Source organism: Streptomyces sp. NPDC002868, from assembly GCF_055563295.1.
Map to the genome: position 1 here is coordinate 109,817 of NZ_JBVHDR010000002.1, position 15,308 is coordinate 125,124.

8 protein-coding genes and 3 pseudogenes are annotated in these 15,308 nt (G+C 69.2%); 9 read left to right on the forward strand and 2 right to left on the reverse strand.

Annotated features, from left to right (window positions below):
* The first annotated feature begins 31 nt into the window (after positions 1-31).
* From ACZ3H8_RS06380 to ACZ3H8_RS06390, 3 genes and pseudogenes are all read left to right on the forward strand, one after another.
* Positions 32-874 (forward strand): pentapeptide repeat-containing protein, encoded by an 843-nt coding sequence (locus ACZ3H8_RS06380; RefSeq protein ID WP_467398202.1) that lies wholly within the window; start codon positions 32-34, stop codon positions 872-874.
* Positions 819-989 (forward strand): annotated as a pseudogene (locus ACZ3H8_RS06385) (pentapeptide repeat-containing protein); the annotation flags it as partial. The gene ACZ3H8_RS06380 and the pseudogene ACZ3H8_RS06385, both read left to right, overlap by 56 nt.
* Positions 990-1,290: 301 nt before the next feature.
* Positions 1,291-2,293: pseudogene (locus ACZ3H8_RS06390) on the forward strand (IS5 family transposase).
* Between the two features lie 67 nt (positions 2,294-2,360).
* On the opposite strand, the gene ACZ3H8_RS06395 reads toward ACZ3H8_RS06390, so the two are convergent.
* On the reverse strand, positions 2,361-4,631 hold the full coding sequence (locus ACZ3H8_RS06395) for an MMPL family transporter (RefSeq protein ID WP_467398205.1): 2,271 nt from the start codon (positions 4,629-4,631) through the stop codon (positions 2,361-2,363).
* A 175-nt stretch (positions 4,632-4,806) separates the two neighbouring features.
* Here ACZ3H8_RS06395 and ACZ3H8_RS06400 point away from each other — a divergent pair, with 175 nt between their 5' ends.
* Positions 4,807-5,979 (forward strand): sensor histidine kinase, encoded by a 1,173-nt coding sequence (locus ACZ3H8_RS06400; protein WP_467398207.1) that lies wholly within the window; start codon positions 4,807-4,809, stop codon positions 5,977-5,979.
* Positions 5,954-6,616: a response regulator gene (locus ACZ3H8_RS06405; protein ID WP_150497990.1), complete on the forward strand. Its 663-nt coding sequence runs from the start codon at positions 5,954-5,956 to the stop codon at positions 6,614-6,616. The genes ACZ3H8_RS06400 and ACZ3H8_RS06405 overlap by 26 nt, the downstream gene beginning before the upstream one ends.
* Positions 6,617-7,423: 807 nt before the next feature.
* Here the strand turns inward: ACZ3H8_RS06405 and ACZ3H8_RS06410 are convergent.
* Positions 7,424-7,618, reverse strand: a complete 195-nt coding sequence (locus ACZ3H8_RS06410) for a hypothetical protein (protein WP_467398209.1) — start codon at positions 7,616-7,618, stop codon at positions 7,424-7,426.
* Between the two features lie 430 nt (positions 7,619-8,048).
* Between ACZ3H8_RS06410 and ACZ3H8_RS06415 the strand changes: the two are divergent.
* The 4 genes and pseudogenes from ACZ3H8_RS06415 to ACZ3H8_RS06430 all read left to right on the forward strand — a co-directional run bounded on the left by ACZ3H8_RS06415 (position 8,049) and on the right by ACZ3H8_RS06430 (position 15,048).
* Positions 8,049-8,938 (forward strand): annotated as a pseudogene (locus ACZ3H8_RS06415) (GntR family transcriptional regulator).
* 126 nt (positions 8,939-9,064) lie between these two features.
* The gene (locus ACZ3H8_RS06420) at positions 9,065-9,796 is read left to right on the forward strand and encodes an HAD family hydrolase (RefSeq protein ID WP_467398212.1); all 732 of its coding nucleotides are present in this window, start codon (positions 9,065-9,067) and stop codon (positions 9,794-9,796) included.
* Positions 9,797-10,840: 1,044 nt separating this feature from the next.
* Positions 10,841-11,647: an esterase/lipase family protein gene (locus tag ACZ3H8_RS06425; RefSeq protein WP_467398215.1), complete on the forward strand. Its 807-nt coding sequence runs from the start codon at positions 10,841-10,843 to the stop codon at positions 11,645-11,647.
* Positions 11,648-11,682: 35 nt separating this feature from the next.
* Positions 11,683-15,048 (forward strand): hypothetical protein, encoded by a 3,366-nt coding sequence (locus tag ACZ3H8_RS06430; protein ID WP_467398217.1) that lies wholly within the window; start codon positions 11,683-11,685, stop codon positions 15,046-15,048.
* Positions 15,049-15,308 lie beyond the last annotated feature (260 nt).

The following is a 15,308-nucleotide window of genomic DNA, read 5'->3' on the forward strand; positions in this document are numbered from 1 at the left end:
GACGCTCGTCACCGCTGCCTGGAGGCCATGGGTGCAACAGACCAAGAAGAAGCCAAGCCGGACTCTCCAGATCCTTGGATGGATAGCTGGGCTCGCAGCCATCTCCGGCCTGGGCTGGATGCTGGTGCAAGGCGTGTGGTTGTTTGACGATGGCCGCCTGGACCAGCTGACCAAAGACGACGCTCCAAAAGCGGTACTCGTCACTGGGTTCCGCACTGCGATAGTGACCTTCGGACTCGCGACCGTGGCCGTCCTCGGGTCTTACCTGACATGGAAGAACCTGCAGGTGACCCGCCAAGCCCTGGAGCAGACACAGGAGAGGGACAACAGACAGCACACGCTCGCCCAGAAGAACCTGGCACACACGCGGTCGATCGATAGGGAGAAGCAAGATCTGGCCCGCGAAGGCCAGGTCACCGAGCGCTACGTGAAGGCTGTGGGACTCCTCGCCGCCGAGAGCGCCACCTCCCAACTCGGCGGTATCTATGCCCTGGAGCGCATCATGGCCGACTCTCCGGAGGACGCCCTCACCATCATCCAGTTGTTGGCTGGCTCGATCAGGGAAAGCAGCAAGGCGCAGCGGGAGCAGAACGAGGGCACGAATCCCTCATCCGTTCGCGAGCCCGACCGAGCCGCCTTCGCGGTCATTGCCCGCCGAAACAACGGCATCGTTGGAACGGAGAGGACTCGCGCTCTCAACTTCAGGCGCGCCAACCTGGCCGGCGTCAGTCTCGCAGGCATTGAGCTAAGTGCCCTCTTTGGCGCGGACTTCACCAAAGCCAAGATGAGTAACTCAGACTTTAACGGCGCAGCAGCTCATGGGTGCCCGCTTCTCCGACGCGGATCTAAGATCGGCAAATCTCGCAAGATGTGACCTCAGTCGAGCACACCTCGACCAAGGCGCAGACCTGCGCCATGCCAATCTGGAGCACGCCAACCTCGGTAACGCGAATCTCCGATCTGCGCAGCTCCAGGGAGCTTTCCTCAAGGGAGCAAGTCTCGCGGGAGCAGACCTACACGAAACCGATCTCGGCGCCAACGGCGAATCCGTAGCCATCGTCGAAGCCGCGCAACTCCTTCTGGCTCACATCACGAGCAGCACGAAACTTCACCCTCACCTCGCGAACTCCCCGGGGATGTCAGACCACATAGAACGCTGCACCCAGGAGCACATTCTTGGCGTAAAGCACGGCGAAGAGATACCCGCTTCGTCCTAGGGCGCGTATCGAGTCGTGATCAATTTGCGGGATGTGCCTTCGTGGCACGGTCCGGTCCGATAGACGGTCTTACGTGACGCGAGTGCAACTGACCGATCCGGATTGGGAGTTCATCGAGCCGTACCTGCCGATCGGCGAGTACGGCCCGTACCCCGAGCGACTGCGGCAGCAGTTCGAGGGCGTGATCTGGCGGTTCAAGACGGGCGGGCAGTGGCGGGAGATGCCGACGGAGTTCGGCGCCTGGTCGACCGTCCACAACCGCTTCCGGCAGTGGCGTGACGCCGGCGTCTTCGAGGCCCTGCTGGAGGGCCTGATCACGGAAGCCGCGAAGCGGGGTGAGGTGGACCTGTCCCTGGTCAGCATCGACTCCACCACCGCCCGAGCCCACCACGACGCGGCCGGGATGCACCTCGACGAGGACGTCGTCACCGCCCTGGAGAAAGCCGCGGCCGAGGAGGAGAAGGCCAGGTCAAAGGGGGCGGCCTCGAAGAGCAAACGGGCAAGAGACCGAAAGTGATCCCGCGCTGGAAGAACGACGACGCATCCGGCGTCGGCGGAAACTCCGGCTGAAGGCCGCCCTCCTCGGACGTTCCAGAGGCGGGCAGACCAGCAAGGTCCACCTCGCCGCCGACCGCAAGTGCCGCCCGCTGGCGTTCATCCTGACCACAGGCCAGGCAGCGGACAGCCCGCAGTTCATCCCCGTCCTGAAGAAGGTACGGGTACGCGGGCCCGTCGGCCGACCCCGCATCCGGCCGGACGCGGTCGCCGGGGACAAGGCGTACTCGTCCCGCGGAAACCGCGCCCACCTGCGCAAACGCCGTATCAAGGCGGTCATCCCGGAGAAGAAGGACCAGGCCGCCAACCGGAAGAAGAAGGGCTCCAGAGGTGGCCGACCCGTCAGCCACGACGCCGATCTCTACAAGGAGCGGAACACCGTCGAACGCCTGATCAACAAGCTCAAAGCATGGCGAGGCATCGCCACCCGATACGACAAGACTCCCGACAGCTACCTCGCCGGTCTCCACCTGCGCGCCTCGATGATCTGGATCAAGGACCTCACCAGGACCACCCGATGATCACGACTCGATATGCCCCTAGGTGACGCGCTGAGGTGCCGGACGCCAAGGGCGGGCAGGAGTTGAGTCAACGGTCAACCAGCCGTGGACGCGGGGCCTCACCCGTGGATTCCGCGTCGGTGTCGTCGGTGCCGACCGGGCCGCGGGGAAGCATCCAGTCTAGCCACTTCGGCAGCCACCAGTTGGTCCGGCCGAGGAGTGTCATGGTCGCCGGTACCAGCACCATGCGTACGACCGTGGCGTCGATGAAGATCGCGGTGGCCAGGCCGAGCCCGAACATTTTGGTGGAGGGGTCCTCGGCGACGGCGAAGGACAGGAAGACCGCCACCATGATGAGGGCGGCCGAGGTGATGATCCGGGCGGTGCGCGAGACGCCCTCAACGATCGCCGTGCCGTTGTCGCCGGTGCGCAGGTACTCCTCGCGTACGCGGGAGAGGAGGAACACCTCGTAGTCCATCGACAGGCCGAACAGGATGGCGAAGAGGAACATCGGGATGAACGACACGATCGGAACCGTCGCTTCCAGCCCGATGAGTGCGCCTCCCCAGCCCCACTGGAAGACCGCGACCATGATGCCGTAGGCCGCGCCGATGCTCAGCAGATTCAGCAGTACCGCCTTGAGCGGTACGAGTATCGAGCGGAAGACCAGCATCAGCAGCAGGAACGACATCGCCAGCACGGCGGCGACGAACACCGGCAGGCGTTGGCTGGTGCGTTGGCCCACATCGGACAGGCTCGCGGCGGCGCCGCCGACGTGGGCCCTGGCCGGGCCGTGCCCGATCGCCGTGGGCAGCACGTCGGTGCGCAGCCGGGCGATGGTGTCGGCCGTGGCCTTGTCCTGAGGGCTGGTGGTCGGGAACACCACGAGGGTCGCGATGCCGGTGGCCCGATCGATGTGCGTCGGCGCGACGGATGCGATGCCCGGATCCGCCGCGACCGTTGCGACGAGTCGGTCCAGCACTCCCGGATCACCGGTGGGGTCCGCGGCGATGACGAGGGGACCGTTGGTGCCCGGGCCGAACCCCTCGGCGACGAGGTCGTAGGCCCGGCGCTCGGTACGGCTGTGGGGCAGTGAGCCGTCGTCGGGCAGGCCGACGCGCAGGCCGAGCACGGGCAGCGTCGCGGTCAGCAGCAGCCCCGCCGCGCCGACCGCGTACGGCACCGGGTGCTGGCTGACGTGCCCGATCCAGCGACGCCACCCGGCGGCGTGGGCGGCGCCTGCCGCCGGGTCCCGCCGCCGTGCGAGTCGGCCCAGCTTCCTGGTCTGCAGAGCCCGGCCGATCCGGCCGGCCCGGGCCAGGCGCGGGCCCGCCGCGCCGAGGAAGGCCGGCAGCAGCGTCACCGACGCGAGCACCATCGTCAGGACGACGATCGAGACGGCGAGCCCGCCCACCGTCATGAACGGCACGTTCGCGACCGCCAGGCCGAGGATCGATACGACGACGGTGCCGCCGGCGAAGACCACGGGCCGCCCCGCCGTTGCCACCGCTCGTCCGGCCGCCGCCTGCGGATCGAGCCCGCGCGCGAGGTACTCCCGGTGCCTGGCGAGCACGAACAGCGCGTAGTCGATGCCCACTCCGAGCCCGACCATGCTGCCCAGGACCGGTGCGAAGGTGGGGACCTCTGTCACCCCCGCCAGTACCGTCATCGTGGCGACCCCGACGGTCAGCCCGAAGACCGCCATGCCGATCGGCAGCGCGGCGGCGACGAGCGAACCGAACGCCAGGAACAGGATCGCGGCCGCGGCGAGGAGGCCGATCAGCTCGCTCGCGCCGCCGTCGGGGTCGGAGAAGGCGTAGAAGAGGTTCCCGCCCATCTCGATGCGCAGCGGCAGTTCGGCGCGCAGCCGGTCGCCGAGATCGACGAGGGCGTCGAGGTCTTCGGCCGACAGCCGGCTCTGGTCGGGGTACTGCACCCGGACGACCGCGATCCGCCCGTCGGCCGAAACGAGGCCGCCGCGCACGGCGGTGTCCCCGCCCGCGTCGAGCGCCCCCGCCGGGTCGCTCGTGCCGAGCACGTGCGGCAGCCGCTTCACCTCGGTCTGCAGCCGCGTGAGAGCGGTGCGCGCGCCGTCGTCGTCGAAGAACGTCGCACCGTCGTCGAGGGGGGTGACGACCACTTGGGCGGTCATCCCCTCCTGGCCGGTGCCTGCCCGCTCGATCAGTTCCGCGGCCCGTTGGGAGTCCAGTCCCGGAGCGGTCATCGAGTCCGCGGTCCGCCCGCCGAAGGCGACGGCGGCGAGGACGGCGAGCGTGGCGGCGATCAGCCATGCCGCGATCACCCGCCAGGGATGGCGGGCGGCGCTTGCGCCCAGGCGCAACAGGGCTTTCGAGAGCATCGGGTCCTCCAACCACCTCGTCGGCCGTCCTTGTACGGCCGCCGATGCCGAGGCTCGTCGCCACGGCGCTCCGCGGCATCGGCCCGCGGGCCGCGGATCCGTCGGCCCCGGGGCGGAGTGACGACCCGTCCTTTCGGCTGATGCGCGGCACGCCGCGGTCCCTAGGCTGAGAACCGTGCTCCGAGACGACCTGCGAACCCTGTGGACCGAACCCCGGCCGCCCGACGCGCCCGCCCGGGTGCGGCGGGACTGGGCGCTGCTCGCCGCGGGCCTTGCCGGTGTGGCGCTGGAGGCCACCCTGCGCGAGAACGTCGTGTGGCGGCCGGTGGCGGTGGTGTTCGCCGTATGGCTGTGCCTGCTGCCCCTGTGGCGCCGGACCCGCCCGCTGGCGATGGTGACGCTGGCGTTCGGCTCGGTGATCCTGCTTCAGGTGGCCTCGCTCGTCGCCGCACCGCGCGAGCCCGTCGGCCTGTACACCGGCGCGGTCGTGCTCGTGCTGGTGTACGCGCTGCCCCGGTGGGGATCGGGACGCGAGATCGTGCTGGGCGGCGCGGTGATCCTCGCGGCCGGCGCGCTGTGTTCCGTCACGGACGAGACCCCGGTCGTCGAAAATGTCGTGGGCTTCGTCTTCCTGCTGCTGCCCGGCGTGGTCGGGGCTGCCGTGCGGTTCTGGGTGACCGCTCGCGAGCGGCAGTTGGAGCAGGTGCGCTCCCGCGAGCGCGAGCAGCTCGCCCGGGAACTGCACGACACGGTGGCCCACCACGTGTCGGCCATGGTGATCATCGCCCAGGCGGGCCGGGTGCTCGCGGGCACCGACCCGTCCGCCGCCGTCGAGGCGCTGGAGGGGGTCGAGGAGGAAGGGGCGCGCACGCTGGAGGAAATGCGCGCCATGGTCGCCGCGCTGCGCGACCGCGGGGTCGGCGCCGAGCTGGCGCCCCCTGCCGGAGTCGCGGATCTGGAGCGCCTGGTGCGCACCCCGGGTGGTCGCCTCAGGGTCGACCTGGGGCTCGACGGCGAACTGGACGCGCTGCCGCCGGCCGTGGACGCGGCCGTCTACCGGATCGTGCAGGAGTCGGTGACCAACGCGCTGCGCCATGCGGTCGACGCGACCGAGCTCGTCGTTCGGGTCGCCGCGGAACGGGACACGGTACGGGTGAGCGTGCGCGACAACGGCCGGCGCACCGGCCGGGGTCGCGACGGATACGGACTCACCGGACTGCGCGAGCGCGCGACCCTGCTCGGCGGCACACTACGAGCCGGCCCGGGTACCGACCGGGGCTGGCATGTCGAAGCCGAACTGCCGAGAGCGAGGAGCGAGAGCGGTGTCCATTCGCGTCCTCGTCGCTGACGACCAGACGATCATCCGCACCGGGTTGCGGATCATGCTGAACGCCCAGCCCGGCATCGAGGTGGTCGGCGAGGCCGCCGACGGGCGGGAAGCGGTACGTCTGGCTCGCGAACTACGCCCCGACGTCTGCCTGTTCGACATCCGCATGCCCGTACTCGACGGGCTCGAGGCCACCCGGCTGGTCGCCGGCCCGGGCGTCGCCGACCCGCTGGCCGTGGTCGTCATCACCACGTTCGACCTCGACGAGTACGTCTACGGCTCACTGCGTGCCGGCGCCCGCGGATTCCTCCTCAAGGACACGGGACCGGACCTTCTGGCGCAGGCCGTACGGTCGGCGTCCGACGGTGAGGCGCTCATCGCGCCCAGCGTCACCGTCCGTCTGCTCCAGGCATTCGCGGACCTGCCCGCCGGCCGGCCCGTGGCCCAGCCGGTCTCCCCCGTCACCGCCCGCGAGGAGCAGGTGCTCCTCGCCGTCGCTCGCGGGCTGACCAACACCGAGATCGCCGATGCACTGCACATCAGCCTCAGCACGGTGAAGACGCATCTGGCCAGCCTGATGGCCAAACTCGGCGCCCGCAACCGGGTCGAGATCGCGATGTGGGCCTACGAAACGCGCCGTATCCTCCCCGGAACCTGAGCCGGGTGCCGGGCCATGTCCCATGAGTCCCCGCCCGGACATCAGTGCACCGGTCGGCTCACGTCGGCTCCACGTGCCTCACCCGCCCCAGAGCGTGACGTACCAGGAGGCCGGAACTGGGACGGTGAGACACCCGATACGACAAGACTCCCGACAGCTACCTCGCCAGTCTCCACCTGCACGCCTCGATGATCTGGATCAAAGACCTCACCAGGACCACCCGATGATCACGACTCGATACGCGGCCTAGCCCCAAGGACAAGTCATGGGCCTCTCACTTCGAGAGCCCGAGGTGCCAGACCGACCTCTTGGTCTGGCACCTCGGGGTGCGGGTCAACGCGAGCTGACAGTTAGATAGCGGCTCACGGGGTGCTCATGAGCCTAGGAGTACTGGCCCCAGCCCATGCGCTCTGGCATTTGAACCCCCAGGGTCTCTGCTGGGGTGACCATACGGCGAGCCACTGACAATGACACCAGCACGACATGAGTCACGGAGCATCGGCGTCCCAGCTGTCCCACTGTCCGGTTACCTCATCTGACCAGCGCAGATGGGTGGGACAGCTCGGACCGGGGCTGTCCCACCTGTCCGGTCCGTTGACAGACGGGCTGCAACATCAGCGGATGTTGCAGCCCGGAGGCGAAGCCGACGCTTGGAGGTCGCAGGCGCCTGGGCGCCTTCCCTCTTGCTCTTGTTCTGTGTCAGCCCGTGTAGTTGAGCTGTTGGTGCCGCGGTCCATCAAACTCTCTCGGGCCGTCCAAGGGCGGCCGGGGATAGCCAACAATGACAAGGGGCCGTCCCGCCGCTGGTCAGTGCGAGCGGACGGCCGATTCGATGAGGTCGTACGTCAGCCCGCGTTGTATTCGTGCGGGTGGCCGCCCTGCCACTAGGAACTCGATCAGGTCGGCGTCGTTATGCGCAAGGCCCGCGATCTGGGCACGGATCGTCACCCGCCGGCCGCCCGTGCCGGTCGCGCGGTGCACGACGATCGGCGCATCGCTCATGCCATCAGGCTGCGACAGTTCCCGGTTCACAGCACACCGAGGTCCGTGTCGGGTCGGCAGTACGGGCACGCGGCGATACCCTCCTCGGTGATGGCGCGAAGAGAACAGGCCACCGTCTGGGTGCTCAACCGCTGATCGAAGAGACGCAACCTAGAGATCTCGTCAGTTCCTGCCCATGACCATTGGTCACGAGCGCCACCAGCACGGCGGTACCTCCGCAGGGTGAGGAGAGGAGCGGCACGGGGGATGCGGACGGATCCGCGCGCCACCCGTACGACGGTGGGCGGGCATGAAGGGAAGTGCGTTGGCGCTTCAACAGGTTGGGCGAGTTGGTGACCAACTCTAGTGAATTTGCCCCCCACTTGGTTGCAATTAATAAACAACTGCCACGGAACTCCCGCTAGTTAGCCAGCAGTTGTAGCGTTCTGTTGTGACCCATGAGCACGCTCCAGTGAACGGCGTCAGGAAGCGCCCCTCGCCCTTCGAAGTGGCAAAGATCCTGACCGAACGCATCCGCTCCGGCCAGCTGAAGAGCGGTGAGCGGATGCCGACCCAGGAGAGCCTGGCCGAAGAGTTCGGCGTGGAGCGACGGGCTGTGCGCCAGGCGCTTGACCTGCTGCGCGAGGCGGGCCTGCTCACCGCTGCCGTCAAGGGCGCTCCCGCCCGGATCGCACTCCCTGCCGAGGCAGACCCCGCTGTGGAGGAGCCCCAGCAGACGGCCGCCGGGCTCGGGCCCCGCCTCATCGAGGCGTTCGAGAAACCCCAAGTCCGTATCGACGCGGTCTCGCTGACCGCGGAGTCCCTCAACATGGCACTCGCCGAGCCGCTCCAGCTCATCCGCTCGGGCCGGATCACGCCCGAGACCGTGAAGGTCCGGGTGATGGTGCCCTCGCGCGACCTGGACCTCGCCTTTCCCCGCCTGGCGGAGGAGGAGTCCGGCGACGGCCAACTGGTTCACGATCACTGGCTGTCGCTGCGCAACAACCACGGCGCCGTCCTGCGCCACAGCCTGCGAGCCTGCGCAGCACCCGCGGCATCGACGTTGAGGTGACGCTCAGGGCGCTGCCGTTCACCCCACCCGTGAAGCTGTATCTGCTGAACGGCTCCGAGGCGCTGTTCGCGTTTTATACCGTCACAAAGCGGGAGGAGCAGATCGACGACACACCCCTGGAGATCTTCGACGTGCTCGGCAGCAACTCGATGCTCTTCCCGTTCGGGCTGGGCGGAGGGGCACGGGACGAGGCCTTCGTGAAGCAGGCGCAGGAGTGGTTCGACGGGCTGTGGGGCACGCTCGCCAAGGGAATCATCCTGGGCAGCTGATCGGTGCCACTCCCGTGGGCCTTCCGCTCGCTCCCCGCCAACTGCCCGACCGATGAAAGTGGTTGCGGGCAGTATGGGGAGTGGTGGCACCCGCACGCCGCCCTCTGCCGCGACGGACGGAGCGACGTGACTGAATCGGACGTGACCGACCTGGTCGGCTTCTTCGGCGCCGCCAAGTGCATTCTCTTCGACTTCGATGGCCCGGTCTGTCATCTCTTCGACGGGCACCGAGCCTCCGGGATCGCCGCCGAGCTCAGGAACTGGGCCGCGCAGACCGTCCCGGGCGATGTGGTGGTGGAAGCGGGCTCCGCCGATGATCCCCTCGCCCTGCTGAGAGCCGCCGCTCTCATGTACCCGGACAGCGACCTGGTGAAGGAAATGGAGCAGCAGCTGACCTCGCAGGAGTTGCGAGCAGCACTGACGGCGGAGCCGACGGAAGACGCCGACCTGCTGATTCGCCGGCTCGGCGCGGCCGGATTCCGGCTCGCCGTCACGACTAACATCTGCGAGCGCGCGGTGCGAAGCTATCTCGAGCGCACGGGTCTTTCGGACTTCTTCGGCGAGCACGTCCATGGCCGTAAGCCGGATCCAAAACTCATGAAGCCGGACCCGGAGTGCCTCAGGCGAGCGCTGGATACGACCGGTTCGACCGCTGCCGAGTCCCTGATCATCGGGGATTCACCGGCGGACTGCACTGCCGCATCCGCACTCGGCGTCCCCTTCCTCGGATACGCGCGCGACGAGTCGAAGCGTGTGCAGCTCCTCAGGGCCGGGGCGCTGGACAAGGCAATCGTGGCCACCTTGTCGGAGCTGCTGCCGGTTCTCGACGCCCTGGAGTCGGCCCACAGTATGGACTGACTGCCAAGTGTATGGAGTCCATCCAAAGTTGGCCAATGCTGCCGACCAACTGACGAGAGTTGGACGACTGACTGCTTCAAGGTGTCTCGAACAGTCCTGGCTAACTTTCGAAACGTGCAGGACACCCACCGCGAAGTCGACTGTCGGAGAGTGACGAACCTCCCCCGTGAACAGCGGCAGGCGCTCAAGCCGAGGCCTTCTTTCGGACGCGTATTCGATTCTAGATCGGCGTCCCCTCCGGCCCGACCACGCCTTGACAGGAGCCTTCGTGTGAGCAGCGTGTGAGTCTCACTCGCGTGTGGTCTTGGGTAGACGTTCCCACAGGTCAAAGGGATGGGCGCGGCACAGCCGAGCATGCCCTCCGGAGCCGTGTGCGCAGGTTCGAATCCTGCCGGGGGCACTCCGGATCAAGACCCTGACCTGCAGGAATGCCGATCAGGGTTTTTTGCGTCCATGCCAAAACGCACACGGTCTTTTGACCGTTGCTCTTTTCGAGCCGCGTAGCGCCCCCGAACAACCCGCCCAGCCTCTTCTGTTGGCAGATTTTCGCAGGTCAAAGCCACTTCGCGAGGCATTCGGTGGCCGCACTCACGGCGAAATTTCCGACCGTGGCCCGACCCGGAGGCCAGCATCGCTTCCTTCGCGGAAACCGCATGTGACCTGCCTGAACGTGGCGGACGGCACATCGAAACGCACACGGTTTGGTGGGTCGTCACAGTTTCCGCCTAGACGCTACTGCCCCGTCTGGCACGGCCTGGTCAATGGCGGGCATCAAGTGTTCAATGCGCTGGTTTGTTGGGGGAACTGCTAGTTACTGACGGCAGGGTCGGTGGCAGCTCTGGCATCTGGCCGCCGCCTGTGCGGTCGGCGGAGCAGGTCGCGACGCTGGGAGGTAGGTGAGGGCGCGGAAGGACAACCTTTCGGCAACTATGAGGTGACCGGCGCGACTTCCCGCCCTGACTGCTCAATCGGGGCCGTCCGGCAAGGCCCTTGAGGATAGGGTTACAGCCGCGATACGGGTGAGGATGGGGGGTGGGGCCCGCGATGGTGTCGGCAGCGCAGCGTCTCGGAGTGGTGTTCGTCCACGGCTTCCTATCTGGGCCTGCCACCTGGGATCCCTTCGTCCAACTGGTCGGCGCCGACCCGGATCTGGCCTTCGTCGAGCCGCTGACCTTCGCCTACGCCTCACCGGCGCTGCCCCGGGTAGCCTGGCGGCGGGTGCCCGAGATCGACGACATCGCCGAGAGCCTCAAGGTCTACCTGGAGACCGAGGCGGAACGCTTCGACCGCCTTGCCCTTGTGGCGCACAGCCAAGGCGGACTCGTAGTCCAGCGTTACCTGGCACGGATGCTGGGCAACGGACGTGGCCCCGATCTGGTGCGCATTTTGCGGGTGGTGCTGTTCGCCTGCCCCAACAACGGATCACAGTTCGCCCTGTCCCTGCGCCGCCGCTGGCTGTGGAAGAACCCACAGGAGAGGCAGCTCAGGCCCCTGGACGCCGTGGTCACCGACACCCAGCGCATCGTGCTCAACCAGGTGGTCCACGCGCGCAAGGTCACCGGCTCCACCTGCCCCATCGCTGTCACCGCCCTGGCCGGGGAAAGCGACGGGATCGTGACCCCGGCCTCCGCCCGGTCCGTCTTCCCGGACATCGGCGGACTGCCTGGCGACCACTTCACCATCATCCGCCCCGACAGCGTCACGCACCGCTCGTACACCGCGCTGAAGCGGCTCCTCTGGGAAGCCCGGCCCGGCGACGACGGGTCCGCGCCGGCGCTCGGCGAGAGAACCACCCCGCCGGAGGGGGAGCACGCGCCCCGCCCTCTGCAGCCGGGACCGACACAGGGCTGAACGGATTCCCGGCCGCCTCCACCGGCCCCCGCACCGTGCGCCCGCCGCACACCTCAGGCACGGCCGTATCACCCGCCGACGCCGACCACCGATGGGCCGTCGCGCATCCCCGTCCCGGACACGTTGGCACACCGCACGGACCGGCCGCACGGCATCGCTACACGCAGCAAGTACGGCAGATCGCCCCCGCCGCCCTGCTGGACCGGGAAGCCGAACTCGCCGAGCTGGCGACCTTCTGCATCGCCGCGGACTCGCCCGGCGACCCGGAAGGCGACGGCGTCCAACCGGCCTACATGTGGTGGCGGGCCGAGGCATGGGCGGGGAAGTCCGCCTTCCTGTCGTGGTTCGTCCTACACCCGCCGGAGGGGATCGAGGTCGCCGCGTTCTTCATCACCGCCCGCTACGCGGGACAGAACAACCGCGAGGCGTTCCTGGAGAAAGCCATCGACCAGCTGGCCGTCCTCGCCGGCCAGGAGGTGCCGCCCGCGGTCGGCGAGCGCCGTCAGCAGGAGCAGTTGTTCGCCCTCTACCACGACGCGGCCCAGGTGGTGCGCGACCGCGGGTCCCGCCTGGTACTGGTGGTTGACGGGCTGGACGAGGACCGGGGCACCGTGACCGGCGCCGACGCTCACAGCATCGCTGCCCTGCTCCCGGCCCGGCCGCCGGCCGGAATGCGAATCGTCGTCGCCGGGCGCCCCAACCCGCCGATCCCCGAGGATGTACCGGCGGGCCACCCGCTGCGCGCCGAGGGAGTCGTCCGCCCTCTGACCGCCTCGCCGCACGCCCTCGTCGTCCGCGACGAGGCCCGCCGCGAACTGCGCGGACTGTTGGAGGGCGGCGGTCTCGGACAGGACCTGCTCGGCCTGCTGACCGCAGCCGGCGGCGGACTGAGCAGTGCCGACCTCACCGAACTGACGTCGAGCCGCCCCTTCGAGATCGACAACCTGCTGCGTGCCGTCTCCGGCAGGACCTTCGGCCTCCGCGACAGCCACTTCGCCCCGCGTGGCACCGGCACACTGCACATCCTCGGACACGAGGAACTCCAGCAGGCGGCCAATGACGGACTTGGCTCCCAGCTCCTCTCCCGGCACCGGCAGCGGCTGCACACCTGGGCAGACTCCTACCACGACCGCGGCTGGCCGGCCGACACCCCCGAATACCTGCTGCGCGGCTACACCGCCATGCTGGCCGCAGCCGACGAGGCCGAGCGCCTCACCGCTGTCGCCACCGACCGCATACGCCAGGACCGTCTGCTCGACATCTCCGGCGGCGACGCGGTCGCCCTCGCAGACATCTCCGCCGCGCAGGAGGCGCACATTGCCCGCGCCACCCTGGACCTGGCTGCGCTGGCCAGGCTCGCCGTCCACCAGGACTACCTGACGACGCGCAACAGCCATATGCCGACCGTCCTGCCCGCCGTATGGGAGCGGCTTGGCCACCCCGTCCGCGCAGAGAACCTGGCGCGCTCCCTGACCACTCCTGGCGAGCAGTGCCAGGGCCTGGCCATGATGGCTGAGGCCGCGTCAAAGACCGGCGAGCGCGACCGGGCCCGGGACCTGATGTACGCCGCGGAGGAGAACGCCCGCGCCATCGTGCACTCCAGCCAGCAGGCGACGCTGCTGATGGTGCTCGCCGTCGGCGCCGCCGAGATGGGGGAGACCGCACAGGCCCGGTACCTGGCCCGCGAGCTGGAGGAGATGGGCCGCGTCCTGTCGCGTCCCGCGGAGCGGGCGGTGTGCTGGGCCGGTGCGGCCGCCGCCGTCGTGGGACTGGGTGAGCAGGAACGGGCCCGCCGCCTGGCGCAGGATGCCGCGGCAGCCGCCCGAGAGGAAGCGGACGCGCCGACGCGATCCACCACGCTCGGACTGACGGCCGCGGTAGCCGCCGAGGCGATCGGCCCGGATGAGGTACGGCTGCTCACGCACGAGGCCGAGCGCGAAGCGGAAGCCCTCACCGGCACGGGCCAGCGGGACAGCGCGTTCGCCTCGCTCGCCGGCACGCTGGCAATGACCGACGACCGTGCCCCGGCATGTCGGTTGCTGGACCGAGTCATCTCACCCGAGGGACGTGCCCGCGCACTCCACGGCATGGCCCTGGCGGCGGCTGAGAAAGACGACCCTGGGTGGATACGGGAGCTGGTGCCCGGTATCGAGCGCGCGACGGCGGAACTACCCGAGGGCGAGAAGCGGGAGCGGGCGCTCGCCGACATCGCTGGCTCTCTCGCCCTGCTCGGCGAACCCGCTCGGGCTGAAACGCTGCTGCGGGGCGTCACCGACCCACACCGCAAGGCGGAAGGCTTCGCGACGGCCGCCGGAGCCGCCATCGAGGCCGGGGAGCCGAAGCGCGCCCGCCGACTGGCGCAGACGGCCGAGACCGCCGTGCGGGCCACGGTCGACCTCGTCACGCACGCCCGCGAACTCACCAGCTTGGCCTGTGCCCTGGCGGTGGTCGGCGACCAGGAGCGCGCCCGTGCCCTGACCCGGGACGCGGAGAAGGCGGCCGACGGCGTCGCCGAGCCGGCGCGCCGGGCCTGGCCAGTAATCGGCATCGTGAAGGCAGCCGCTCTGACGGGCGACACCGAGCGCGCGGAGCGGCTGGCCCGGTCCGTCGAGGAATCCGGCCCGCGGGGACAGTCACTCGCCCGATGGGCACGCGTCTGTGCCGACGCGGGCGACCGGGACGAGGCGACGCGGCTCATCGACCAGGCCGTGACGGCGTGCGACGCGCTCACAGATCCGTTCTCCGCCGCTGGACTCCGGCTCATGCTCGCCCGTACAGCCCTGGCCAACGCAAACCCCGAGCGGGCCCGGGCGCTGCTGGACGATGCGGAAGCGCTGATCGCCGAGTTCGCCATCCCGGTACAGCGCACCTCGCTGCTGCCCGACCTGCTGTGCGAGCGGGCACGCTGCGGTGACGGGGAGCGCGCCGAACGCGCCGCGCGCTCGGAGACCGACACCCATCTGCGGACACAGTGCCTGGCCGCGGTCGCCGCGGGCGTCGCGGACCGTGACGGCGCGGACCGGGACACCGCCACCGCCACGGCCCTGCGATTGATCGCCGATGCGGAGGAGGCCGCCCGCGGCATCGGCAATCCGGGCCGGCGCGGCTTCATCCTCGTGCAGCTCGCCGAGGCCCTCGCCCTGGTGGGTGACCCGGACGGAGCCGACCGCCTGGTCCGTACCGTCACCGACGACTTCCAGCGCAGGAACGCCTACGCCACCCTGGCCCGGGTCTTCGCCACCGACCCCGGCCGAGCCCGGCGGTACCGGGCGGAGGCACTGCGCCTGGGCGGCTGGCCGGTCGTGCTCGACAACGGCGGCCCGGCCCCGGAGATCGCGTCCGTGCTCGCCGACGAGTACGCGGCGGTTATGGCGGCGGCGATGCCGACGGGGACGCCCTGACACGAACACGAAAGGGCCGATCCCTCACTGAACGCACCTGCGGCGTGAACCGCTCCGTGTCCACCCGACGCTCCCTGCTTTCACGCCACGCCGACTCCCCCCGAGGCTCGTTTGACCTTGACTGGGGGCAGCTTCATTTGACAGCGACACTGAGCGAGGGCCGTACGATGCAGCGCAGTACGGCTAGCCGCCCGACTCCGGGAAACCGGCACCGCGTGGGCCTCGACCCACTCTGCGGACAGGCGCCTGATGCAGGTGGA

What these genes read in the sequence shown, in the direction of transcription:
- ACZ3H8_RS06395 (WP_467398205.1), bottom strand. Translation starts at nt 4,631, where the DNA reads ATGCTCTCGAAAGCCCTGTTGCGCCTGGGCGCAAGCGCCGCCCGCCAT.
- ACZ3H8_RS06410 (WP_467398209.1), bottom strand. Translation starts at nt 7,618, where the DNA reads ATGAGCGATGCGCCGATCGTCGTGCACCGCGCGACCGGCACGGGCGGC.
- ACZ3H8_RS06425 (WP_467398215.1), top strand. Translation starts at nt 10,841, where the DNA reads ATGGTGTCGGCAGCGCAGCGTCTCGGAGTGGTGTTCGTCCACGGCTTC.